The organism is Campylobacter sp. IFREMER_LSEM_CL908, assembly GCF_025771545.1.
GTDB classification, from domain to species: Bacteria; Campylobacterota; Campylobacteria; order Campylobacterales; family Campylobacteraceae; genus Campylobacter_D; species Campylobacter_D lari_D.
Genome location: NZ_JAKMQK010000010.1, coordinates 1 through 11,770, shown reverse-complemented (window position 1 = coordinate 11,770; position 11,770 = coordinate 1). Strand labels below are relative to the sequence as shown.

Here is an 11,770-nt window from a genome sequence, read left to right as displayed (position 1 = left end):
AATAATCTTAAAGACGATATAATCAAGCCCTTTAATTTCATATATTCATAGGATACTCATGACTTATAGGTCTTTACTTAAAAATAATAAAACTTTTCGCCTTTTAGCAATAGTACAATTTATAAGTTATTTTGGTGCGTGGTTTTCTCAAGTAGGTGTTTTTACCCTTTTAACCAAAGAACTCGGTGCACCTGCTAATATCATAGGTTTTTCAGCTATTTTTGTTTTTTTACCTTCTATTATACTTGCACCTATAAATGGGGTTATAGTAGATAGATTTAAACCTAAGAATTTATTACTCACAATGATTAGTATTGAAATGATTTCTATTTTTATGTTAATTTTTGTAAATTCTTTAGCCATGCTTTGGTTGTTATACTTTTTAACCTTTGTTCGTATGGCGGTTGCAAGTATGTATTTTCAAACAGAAATGTCAGTTTTACCTAAAATTTTAACCCCGCAAGAATTAAAACTAGGCAATGAGCTTCATAGTATCATATGGGCTGTATCATATGCTTTGGGTATGGGTGCAGCAGGGCTTTTTATAGATCTTTTTGGAGTAAAGCCAGCCTTTATAGCTGATACTTTAATGCTATTTTGTGCTATGCTTATACTCAAAACTTTGATTTTACCTAATGAAAAAAATACCACACAAAATAATCTTTTTATATTAATCAAAGAAGGCTTAGTTTATGTATTTAATAATAAAAAAATCATTCATTTGATTTTACTTCATGGGGTTGTAGGGATAACTGCTTATGATGTTTTAATCACTCTTTTAGCAGAATATGAATACGCAAAAGTTATTTCCATACCTCTAGCCATAGGGCTTTCTAATGCTATAAGAGCCATATCTTTACTTATAGGCCCTTATGTGCTTAGTCCTTATATTAATAAAAACACTTTGGTATATTTATACTTAGCGCAAGGTGTGGGTATAATGCTTTGGGCTTGCTTGCAATTTAACTTTTATCTTGCTTTTGTAGGCTTGGTAATGGCTGGTTTTTGCACTTCATCTTTATGGAGCTATACTTATACACTTTTACAAAATGATTGCGACAAAAGATACTATGGCAGAGTGATTGCTTACAATGATATGGTATATTTAACCTTTAGTGCAATTATTGCTTTTTCAACAGGATATTTATTTGAATTTTATGGAATAAAACTAAGTCATTTTACTTTTGGCTTGGGAGTATGTTTTATCTTTGCAGCAATTTATTGGTGGTGGTTTAATAAAAAATATAATTAATCCACCTTAGAATAATAAACTCCACCTGCTGAAAAGTTTTTTTCAAAATAAGCTGTTTCAGGCACAAGATCTGACTTTCCTGGGTAAATTCTACCTTCTTTATTCAATATCCTATAAAAACGCTCCATAAGTCTTATTTTAAAATCTTGATCAAAATATATCATCATATTTCTTGAAAAAATCACATCAAATTTTCCAAATTTAAATAAAGAATCATCAAAGACATTACAAAGATCAAAACGGCATCTGCAAGCTAGGGTTTCTTTTTTAAGATGATACATTCTATCTTTTACATCAAAATAACGCGTTTTTTGCATAGTGTTTAATCTAGATACTGAACGCTCTGAATAAATCATTTCATTGCATTTATCTATCATTTTTTTATTAATATCTATACCAACTATATTCATACCTTTAACAAAATTCTCACTTGCTAAAATAGCTAAAGAATACACTTCTTCGCCGCTTGAACATGGAGCACAAAGCACATTTACAGGGCGATCAAGAGATTTTATATAAAAAATCACATCTTTTAATTGCTCTAATTCTCTAAAAAAATAAGTCTCACAAACTGTAATAAAATCCATAGTTTCTTGTTTTAAATTTCTTTGAAACTGCACTTTTTCATTTAATTCACTAAGACTGCTCAAGCCTAATTCTTGTAAAAATTTAGGAAGTTTAATAGATAATATATCCTTTTTCGCATTTAAGTTATTTCCACTTATTTGCTCTACGATTTTTACAAAATCATTCATTTCATTTTCTGTAATCTTTATCATCTTTTTTTGTCCTACGATTTGATGAAATTTGTTATTTCTTTTTTGAGTTCTATTAAACTCATAGGTTTTAAATTTGGATTAGTATCTCTAGCTTTTTTTGGCATACCATATACTATAGAATCAGCCTCATTTTCGCACAAACACCTTACTCCTGCTTTATAAAGTTCAAACAAAGACTTAGCACCATCATCGCCCATTCCTGTCATAATCAAAGCTAAAATTTTATGATATTTGCAAAGATTAACAGCAGAATTAAATAACACATCAATCCCTGGATTAAAACTACTAGTTTCGTCTGTAGTATTTAATGTTAAGGTATTGTTGCCACTTAAAATCATATTTCTTTGACAAATATAAATTTTATTTTTCAAAACTTCCTTATCACTTGGTATAATCACCTCGCTTAATGCTTCTTTGTTAAATTGATTTACAAAAGAAGGAATAAACGCAGGATTCATATGCTGAGCAATCACTACTGCACAATCTTTCAATTCTACATCATTTAGTAAAAACTTTAGTTGGCTTGGGCCACCTGTTGAAGAACCAATTAGTATAAGCTTCATTTTTTACCTTAAATAATTATTGTTATTATATCAAATAAATATTTGAAAACATAAAAAAATAATTATATATAAGAAAGAAAAATTTTAATTAAATATGATAAAATTAATACTTTAAATTTCAAAAATGATAAAGTGAATGTTAAATGTTAAGAGAAAAAATTTATATTGCAAGTGATCATGCTGGTTTTATTTTAAAGCAAGAAATTACTAAATTTTTACAAGAAAAAAATATTACTTTTGAAGACTTAGGTCCTTTTAGTGAGGATCGTTGTGATTATCCTGATTATGCACATTTATTAAGCTCTAAAATAAACGAAAAAAGTTTTGGAATTTTAGTGTGCGGATCAGGAATTGGTATGAGTATAGCAGCAAATCGTCATAAAAATATACGCTGTGCTTTATGTAATGAATCTTTAAGCGCTAAACTTTCAAGAGAACATAATGATGCAAATGTTTTAGCACTAGGAGCTAGATTAATAGGGGTTGATATGGCTTTTGAAATTATCTCAAATTTTATCAACACTTCTTTTAGCGGCGGAAGACATTGCGCAAGAATTAGCAAAATAGAGGAAAGATTATGATCTTAAGTTGGCTTGTATTAACTGTATTAATTTGTATTAGTATTTATATGACTATTATGCTACTTTATTATAAAACCCTGCTTCATAAAGAAAAAGTGGCAAAAGAATTTATAAAAAACAACCTTGATGATACTGAAATTGTTATTAGAAAACTACAAGTACAACTTCAAAGAAGTTTGGGTAATATTGATATTTTAACTGAAGAATTAAACAAAAGCAAAGCAGACTTAACCTCTCTTAGAACAAGAAATTCACAATATCGTATTGAAAATGAAAAACTAAGACAAAGAATCAAAGAATTAGAAGCAAAAATAGAGGCATTATTATGATAAAAGAGCAAGATAAAAAATATTTACTAGATAGCATTAGAGCTATTAAAGATTTTCCAAAAGAAGGGATTGTTTTTAGAGATATTACTACTTTATTAAACAACAAAGAAGCATTTGCGTTTTTAATGGATCATTTAGTTGAAAAATATCAAAACGCAAAGCTTGATTATATCGTTGGTATAGAAAGTAGAGGTTTTATTTTTGGAGCTGCCTTGAGCGCTAGATTAAGACTTCCTTTTGTGCCCATAAGAAAACCTGGAAAGCTACCTTCAAAATGCTTACAAGAATCTTATAGTTTAGAATATGGCAGTGATACTATAGAAATTCATATCGATGCTTTTAATAATCAAAAAGCAAATGTTTTACTTATAGATGATCTTATCGCTACAGGTGGCACAGCTATCGCTGCTGTAAAACTTATAGAAAAACTCAATGCAAAATGTGTTGAAGCTTGTTTTTTACTAGAGTTAAAAGATCTAGATGGTGCTAAAGAATTAGCTAAATTAACTTCTATTTATAGTGTTTTAGAGGTATAAAATGGAAGAATTTTTAAAACAACTTTTGTATGATTATAAAAATTGGGCTTATATTATTGTGTTTTTATGGTGCATACTTGAAGGAGAACTTGCACTTATTTTAGCAGGTATTTTTGCACATGAAGGCCATGTAAATTTAGGACTTATTATTTTTATAGCAGGCTTAGGTGGCTTTGTAGGCGATCAAATATACTTTTATATAGGAAGATATAACAAAAAATACATTCAGAAAAAACTTCGCACCCAAAGGCGTAAATTTGCCATAGCACATTTACTTTTACAGCGTTTTGGTTGGCCTATTATCTTCATACAAAGATATATGTATGGTTTTAGAACTATTATACCTATGAGTATAGGATTAACTCGTTATAGTGCTAAAAAATTTGCGTTTATTAATCTTATTAGTGCGTGGGCTTGGGCTGCTATAACTATTTTACTTGCATGGTTTTTTGGAAAAGAAATTTGGCTTGCAGTAGAATGGGCTGGAAATCATTGGTATTTTGCAGTGCCAATTATTGCTGGCTTTTTATTAGCTTTATTTTTAGGAATGAAACAAATAGAAAAATCAATACTTACAAGAAGGACTCGCAAATGACTTTTAATTTTATAGAAGAAAATATCGGCTCTATAAATGCTGATTTTGAAATCATTTTAATACAAGATAAAAAAATAGAAAAATACACTCAAAGTCAAGAACTTTTCAAGCTTTCAAGCTATAAAGGTGAAGGAATTTGCATAGATATGCAAAATAAAATTCTTTATAGTGAACTTAAAAGCTTAGAATATGAAGATATAAGGCTTGCTTTTGCAAATGCATACAAAGCTTTAAAAAAACTTGAAATTCAAAGCGTAAAAACAAAAAGTGTTATAGGAAAATGTGTAGTAAATAGCTTTAATGCTATGATTCAAGGATTTACTTTTGGTGCTTATGAATTTAACAAATACAAAAAAGAAAAAACACCAAGCAAATTAGAAAATATCTTCATTGCAAAAGATGAAATTAATAATAAAACATACAACCTAGAAGAGGCTTGCATAGGTATAAACTATGGTCAAATTTTTTCAAATGCTTGTGATTTTGCAAAAAATATCGTTAATGAAATCCCACAAATTTACACTCCTGCCAAAATGGCCGAAGATGCGCTTGAACTGAGCCAAAATAATTCTAATATTTCATGTAAAATTTATGAAAGCGATTTCTTAGAGCAAGAAAAAATGCAAGCATTTTTAGCAGTAAATCGTGCTTCAATTCATCCCCCAAAACTCATTCATCTTTCTTATAAACCACAAAATCCAAAAATGAAAGTAGTGTTTGTAGGTAAAGGGCTAACTTATGATAGTGGTGGACTTAGTTTAAAACCTGCTGATTACATGCTAACGATGAAATCAGATAAAAGCGGTGGTGCGGCTGCAATGGCTATTATCAAAGGTGCAAGTGAGTTAAACCTTGATATAGAAGTTCATTCTATCATCGGCGCAACTGAAAACATGATAGGCGGAAATGCTTACAAGCCTGATGATGTGCTTATTTCAAGAGAAGGTGTGAGTATAGAGGTTAGAAATACCGACGCAGAAGGAAGATTAGTTTTAGCAGATTGTCTTTCACTTGCTCAAGATCTAAAACCTGATTTATTAATAGATCTTGCTACTTTAACTGGAGCTTGCGTAGTAGGACTTGGAGAATACACAAGTGCCATCATGGGAAATAATGAAGATTTGCAAAATGAATTTTATAAAATAAGTAAAAAAAGTGGAGATTTAGCTACTATTTTACATTTTAATCCGCACTTAAAAGAGCTTATAAAATCAAACATAGCAGATGTTAGTAATACCTCTTCAAGTCGTTATGGCGGAGCCATTACTGCGGGATTATTTTTAAATTCTTTCATTAGAGAAGAATACAAAGACAAATGGCTACATTTAGACATTGCAGGACCAGCTTATTTAGAAAAAGCTTGGGGTTATCATAATTTTGGTGCAACCGGAGCAGGTGTTAGAATGTGCCTTTCATATTTACTTTATCTTTCAAGGAAACAAAAATGAGTTTATCAGTTGGTATAGTAGGACTTCCAAATGTTGGAAAATCTACCACTTTTAACGCTCTAACAAGAGCACAAAATGCTGAAAGTGCAAACTATCCATTTTGCACCATAGAACCAAACAAAGCAGTGGTACCTGTGCCTGATCATCGCTTAAAAGAACTAGCAAAAATTGTTAATCCACAAAAAATTATACGCTCAAATATAGAATTTGTTGATATAGCAGGCTTAGTAGCAGGAGCTAGCAAAGGTGAGGGTTTGGGTAATAAATTTTTATCTAACATACGCGAAACAGAGATGATTTTACATATTGTGCGTTGTTTTGATGATGAAAATATCACCCATGTTGCGGGCAGTGTTGATCCTGTGCGTGATGTACAAATCATAGAAACAGAACTTATACTAGCAGATATAGAACAACTTAGCAAAAAAATAGAAAAACTCACTAAAGGTGCAAAGGCCAATGAAAAAGGTGCAAAAGAAACCTTGGTATTAGCTAATGAACTTTTAGAGCATTTAAATCAAAATAATAGCGCAAGTTCTTTTGCTAATAAAAATGAAATCTATCATGCTCTTATAAAAGAACTAAGATTGCTTTCAGCTAAAGAAGTGATATATGGAGCAAATGTAGATGAGAATTCGCTTTTAGAAGATAATGAATTTGTAAAAGATCTTAAAGAATTTGCAGCAAAATCAGGCCATGAAGTAATCAAACTTTGCTCTAAAATAGAAGAAGAAATGATAGCTTTAAGCGATGAAGAAAATTATGAATTTTTAAAATCTTTAGGTATAGAAAGTAGCGGGCTTGAAGTAGTTATACGCACAGCATTTTCAAAGCTAAACTTGATTAGCTATTTTACAGCAGGTCAAGTAGAAGTTAGATCATGGACTATACAAAGAGGTTGGAAAGCACCAAAAGCAGCAAGCGTGATCCATAATGACTTTGAAAAAGGTTTTATCAAAGCTGAAGTAATTTCTTATGAGGATTATATCGCTTGCAAAGGCGAAAGTGGTGCTAAAGAAGCAGGAAAACTACGCCTTGAAGGGAAAGATTATATCGTACAAGATGGCGATGTAATGCATTTTAGATTCAATGTTTGATAATTTATCAAACATTGATTTGTTTTTTAATTAAGCTTTGCAATTTATCCTTAGTATCATATTCATTAGAAAAAGTAAGTAAATTCGCTTTAGGCCAAAAATAACTTTTAGGATTTTCAAATTTACCCCAACGCCAATCAAACCTAGGTGCTAAAAGTACTATTGTAGGTATATCTAAAGCTAAGGCTAAATGCGCAATAGCACTATCTATACTTACAATACAATCAATATCTTTTAAGTTATCTAAAGTATCATTCCAATTTTTTAGCTTTACTCCCCTATTTTCAATTTCTTGAGGTAGATTAACATTATTTACCCCATCTACTTGAAAAGAAATAATCTCACAACATAAATCTTTTAATGCATTATACAAAAATATAAAATCTACATTTCTCAATAAATCAGTATTTATAGCATTAGGAGTAAACCAAAAAATTCCTATTTTTTTAATTTTATTATTTGGTTTTTCTAAAGCAATAATAGGCGTTCTTAACTTAGAAATTTCATCTAATTTAATATCACAAAGCAAAGGCAAAGAACAAATCGGCATAGCATAATCAAACTCACTCGGAAAATCTTTTAAAATTTTCAAATTAGAAAAAAATTTATTTTGTTTATTAAGCTCTTTGAGTTGATTTTTAAACATTTCATACATAGCGCTTTGCGGAGCAAATAAAACCTTAGAGGCAATTTGACAAAGTTTTTCCAAACATCTAGCATACATGATAGTATCACCAAAACCTTGCTCACAAAAAACTAAAATTTCTTTATCTTTAAAAGCCTGCACTCCATCTTTATTAAAAGCTTGTATGGTTTTATTATAATGATAAGGTGAAAAAGTTTCATTATGGGCATAAAAAAGTCTGCCCTCATATACTCTTTTACCTTCTTCAAAATTATCACTTTCTCCCATACGCATTAGCAAATATGCCAAGTCAAACTGATAAGTTGCATGTGGATGCAAACTCAAAGCTTTTTGGTATGCATCATAAGCACCTTGATAATTAGCACTTAGTTCTAGTGCTTTTGCATAATTTTGCCAAAATTGAGCATTATTTTGATTATACTCACATAAATTCGAAAATAATTCTAATGACTCTTGCAATCTCAAAAGCTTAAAAAGCAAATATGCTTTTTGTGGTAAAATTTGTGTATTTAAAAACTCATGAATTTTAACTATAGTCAAGTTTTCTTGGGTTTTCTCTTGTAATCTATCTTGTAAATTAATACTATTTGTAAAATTTTTTTCTACTAACTCCCCACTTTGTAATTTTGATATCATAATTTGTGTAAAATCACAAAGTTCATTATGTGCTTCAAGTGCCTTTTGGAAATTTGTTTTAAAATAAAGCTCAGCGTAATTTTTCCACAAATCAAGATTATACATATCTTTTTCTAAAGCAAGCTTATACAGTTTTTCTGCATCTTCTAGGCTTCCTGTATTTTGATAAGCAAAAGCAAGTTCCAAATTAAGCTCATCTTTTAAAAAACATTGTCTTTGTAAAAGCTCTTCAAGTAATCCAATACCATCATTAAAATTTCCATTATATAAAAGTGCTTTTGCAAGCATTAGTCCATTAAAACTAGTAGGATATAAATTAAAAATTTGTCTTGCATAATGTAAAGTTTTACCATAATCTCCTATTTTAAAAGAAGCCATCATCGCATATTCTAAAGCATTTTTAGGATCTTGCTCCAAATATTCTTCACTACACTCTAAACACTTTTGATGGTTATTATTATAATAATGATATATTATTTTATCTAACATTATCTCCTCTATGATATTACATTAATATATTTTTTAATTCCCTAGAACTTACTAAAAACTAAATCATAATAAATATATTATGATTTAGTTCGAGCTTACTAATATTTTTAAAGGAGGCGAAAATAAATATGTTGTTTAGCATTATTTCAAGTAAGCTCTAGGGAATTAAAATTACATATCAACTATTTTAGTTGATATGTAAAAATACTTACCACCATAAACCTAGTTTTAAAAACATAGTATGAGAAGTGGTATTATCAAATGTAAACACACCCGCATAATTTAATGATATATCAGAATGTTTATTAAGAGCATAAGATAATCCAAATTGCCCAAATCCATAGTATTTGGAAGTAATAACATCGGCTGTTAATGTATTTTCATCTAATTTCAACTTACCTCTTGCATCAGTATATAAATTTACTATAGATCCTATGGTTATATTAGATTTAAACTTATCAGTCCATGGCTTATACCATTTTAAAGCTGCACTTGCATCAACAAAGTTAAATTGACCTGCCAAATAATGTTCTTTTGTTCCACCTAAGTGATTTAAACTAAAATTCTTACTACTCATACCATAATAACTTAGTCCAATTTCTGGAGATACTCTAGCTACATCTATAGCATTATAATAATTAGCACCTATTTTTGCCTCAGCGCCATATCCATATACTAATGTATTTGCTTTAGAACTAGCAGGATTATTTTTATAAGACTTTTCTATATTTGTCTTGGTATAATCAAATTTTGAATATGCACTAAAATAGTATTCATCTAATCCTTTTCTTTTTAATACATTATAATAAGTTAAACCACCATAATATGTTTTATCATCAAAATTTAATCTTTGTGTGTTTTGTTTTTTAGAGCTATCCTCATGACCTAGATAAAAACCTATAACACCATAATCTTTTGGCAATTGCTTAAATGAACCACCAATCAAACCTGCAGTATCCATTCTTAATTGCCCTACACTTTTTCCAATTTTAGCTGAAGAGTGATTATAATATGGATTTAAAAAATAATATGTTGTATTTGAATCAAGATATTTACGATTATTTTTAGATAAATCAGATTGCAAATTCAATCCAGCAGCATTTCTTAACAAATTAGACACATTAATGCTTCTTAATCTTGCAGAATATACCATAGATTTAGCTAAAGTTTTACCACTTAACTCATTAATATCTACACTAACTCTATATTTTCCTTTTTCCGAAGGAACATTCATAAAATAATAAATATCTGTTAGACTATGAATATTTTTTGCATCAATGCCTTTATCATCATTAGTATTATTTCCTATACTATTACCTTTTTCATCAATAAAAAAAGTATTACTATCATATATTTTTTTAGTATCTAAATTTGCAGTATTAATATAAACTTCATCTACTTTAATACCACCAAGATTATTACCACCTAATACAACCGAATTTTTTAATCTATCTTCTTTATTTAAAAATTCAGGCGCATCAAAATACCAACTATTGATACTAAAAACACCTTTGCCATTATTTTCAATATGGTATCCATTTTTATTCTTATTTAAAACACCACTAATATATTTTGCATGTTTTCCAGAACCTTGAACATAACCATTAATCAGAGTGAAAGAATTGCTATTAGTAATTCCTCCTATTGTTCCATAATTAGTTAATTTCATTGTACCATCATTTTCAATATCATCATGAATTATTGCTTTTTTAGTATTAACTAAAGATTCTATAGTTCCAGTATTTTTAATACCACTATAAATATTGCCATTATTTAATAACGAAGTTATAGAATTAGCATTATATATACCATTGAAAATAACCGCATTATTATTTACTTGGCCAATATTACCATGGTTTTTAATACCATAAACTTGATCATTAGACATACTGTAAAGTGTAGCTTCTTTACCTATGGTTGAATTATTTATTATATCCCCTATAGTACTTTTATTACTTAAGTTTATACCATTAGTTATAGTTCCTGCATTATTGATGTTTGCTATGGTTGATTGATTTAGCTTAATATCTTTGTTTATAGTCCCTTCATTAGAAATTGTGTTTATTTGAGAATTAGAATTTAATTCTATGCTACCTGTAATAGTTTTTGTGTTTTTTAATGAAGTAATAAAAGAATTATTAGCTAAAGTTATAGAATCTGCTTGATTGTTATTAGTGATATTTTCTATTCCACTATTATCTAGAGTAAGATTATGCATTGTTCCACTATTAGCATTAGTAAAGTTTTTAATAGAACTAGCATTTAGTGAAATAGTATTATTAATGCTACCACTATTAGTGATATTAGTTATTCCACTATTAGCTAAAGTTATAGAATTTACATTGCCACTATTAGTGATATCCCCTATAGCACTTTTATTACTTAAGTTTATACCATTAGTTATAGTTCCTGCATTATTGATGTTTGCTATAGTTGATTGATTTAGCTTAATATCTTTGTTTATAGTTCCTTCATTAGAAATTGTGTTTATTTGAGAATTAGAATTTAATTCTATGCTACCTGTAATAGTTTTTGTGTTTTTTAATGTTCCAATTATTTTAGCATTATTAGTTAAAGAAATATTTCCTTGTATAGTTCCATTATTGATTAAAGCATTGCCTGCGGTATTTATTTGACGATTATTCTGTAATGCTGTTATAATACCTTGTTTTAAAGTGATTGCATTAGAAGTATCATCTTTACCTATAGTTCCTTCATTATTAATACCGGCATTAACTCCTGCTATTAAAGCATTAGAACTAGTTAATATTATAGAATCTACCTTAGAAGCGCTATCTATATTTATTCCGTTAATATCA

11 protein-coding genes are annotated in these 11,770 nt (G+C 29.0%); 7 read left to right on the top strand and 4 right to left on the bottom strand.

Annotated elements, in window-relative coordinates; all coding sequences use genetic code 11:
- Nucleotides 1-58 precede the first annotated feature (58 nt).
- Nucleotides 59-1,252 carry an MFS transporter gene (locus tag L8U04_RS05090; RefSeq protein WP_133318961.1) on the top strand — a complete coding sequence of 398 codons (1,194 nt, stop codon included), beginning with the start codon at nucleotides 59-61 and terminating at the stop codon, nucleotides 1,250-1,252.
- Here the strand turns inward: L8U04_RS05090 and L8U04_RS05085 are convergent.
- Both L8U04_RS05085 and L8U04_RS05080 read right to left on the bottom strand, forming a co-directional pair.
- Nucleotides 1,249-2,031 (bottom strand): CheR family methyltransferase, encoded by a 783-nt coding sequence (locus L8U04_RS05085; protein WP_133318962.1) that lies wholly within the window; start codon nucleotides 2,029-2,031, stop codon nucleotides 1,249-1,251. The genes L8U04_RS05090 and L8U04_RS05085 overlap by 4 nt on opposite strands.
- 11 nt (nucleotides 2,032-2,042) lie before the next feature.
- Nucleotides 2,043-2,594: a CheB methylesterase domain-containing protein gene (locus L8U04_RS05080; protein ID WP_133318963.1), complete on the bottom strand. Its 552-nt coding sequence runs from the start codon at nucleotides 2,592-2,594 to the stop codon at nucleotides 2,043-2,045.
- A 143-nt stretch (nucleotides 2,595-2,737) separates the two neighbouring features.
- Between L8U04_RS05080 and rpiB the strand changes: the two genes are divergently transcribed.
- Genes rpiB through ychF form a run of 6 tightly spaced genes read left to right on the top strand, consistent with a single transcriptional unit; the run spans nucleotide 2,738 to nucleotide 7,180 of the window.
- Nucleotides 2,738-3,175, top strand: a complete 438-nt coding sequence (rpiB, locus tag L8U04_RS05075) for a ribose 5-phosphate isomerase B (protein ID WP_133318964.1) — start codon at nucleotides 2,738-2,740, stop codon at nucleotides 3,173-3,175.
- Nucleotides 3,172-3,504: a hypothetical protein gene (locus L8U04_RS05070; RefSeq protein WP_133318965.1), complete on the top strand. Its 333-nt coding sequence runs from the start codon at nucleotides 3,172-3,174 to the stop codon at nucleotides 3,502-3,504. Before rpiB ends, L8U04_RS05070 begins: the two co-directional genes overlap by 4 nt.
- Nucleotides 3,501-4,040, top strand: coding sequence for an adenine phosphoribosyltransferase (apt, locus tag L8U04_RS05065; protein ID WP_412174901.1), 540 nt, complete (start codon nucleotides 3,501-3,503; stop codon nucleotides 4,038-4,040). Before L8U04_RS05070 ends, apt begins: the two co-directional genes overlap by 4 nt.
- A gap of 1 nt (nucleotide 4,041) precedes the next feature.
- Complete coding sequence (locus L8U04_RS05060; protein WP_133318967.1) at nucleotides 4,042-4,635, top strand: DedA family protein; 594 nt, start codon at nucleotides 4,042-4,044, stop codon at nucleotides 4,633-4,635.
- Nucleotides 4,632-6,083, top strand: a complete 1,452-nt coding sequence (locus L8U04_RS05055; protein ID WP_263659620.1) for a leucyl aminopeptidase — start codon at nucleotides 4,632-4,634, stop codon at nucleotides 6,081-6,083. The genes L8U04_RS05060 and L8U04_RS05055 overlap by 4 nt, the downstream gene beginning before the upstream one ends.
- Complete coding sequence (gene ychF / locus L8U04_RS05050; protein ID WP_263659619.1) at nucleotides 6,080-7,180, top strand: redox-regulated ATPase YchF; 1,101 nt, start codon at nucleotides 6,080-6,082, stop codon at nucleotides 7,178-7,180. The genes L8U04_RS05055 and ychF overlap by 4 nt, the downstream gene beginning before the upstream one ends.
- A gap of 7 nt (nucleotides 7,181-7,187) precedes the next feature.
- Here ychF and L8U04_RS05045 read toward each other — a convergent pair whose 3' ends face one another.
- Entirely contained in the window at nucleotides 7,188-8,951 is a 1,764-nt protein-coding gene (locus L8U04_RS05045) for a tetratricopeptide repeat protein (RefSeq protein WP_263709561.1), read from the bottom strand.
- A gap of 208 nt (nucleotides 8,952-9,159) precedes the next feature.
- A partial coding sequence (locus tag L8U04_RS05040) for a hypothetical protein (protein ID WP_263709560.1) occupies nucleotides 9,160-11,770 on the bottom strand: 2,611 nt, incomplete at its 5' end.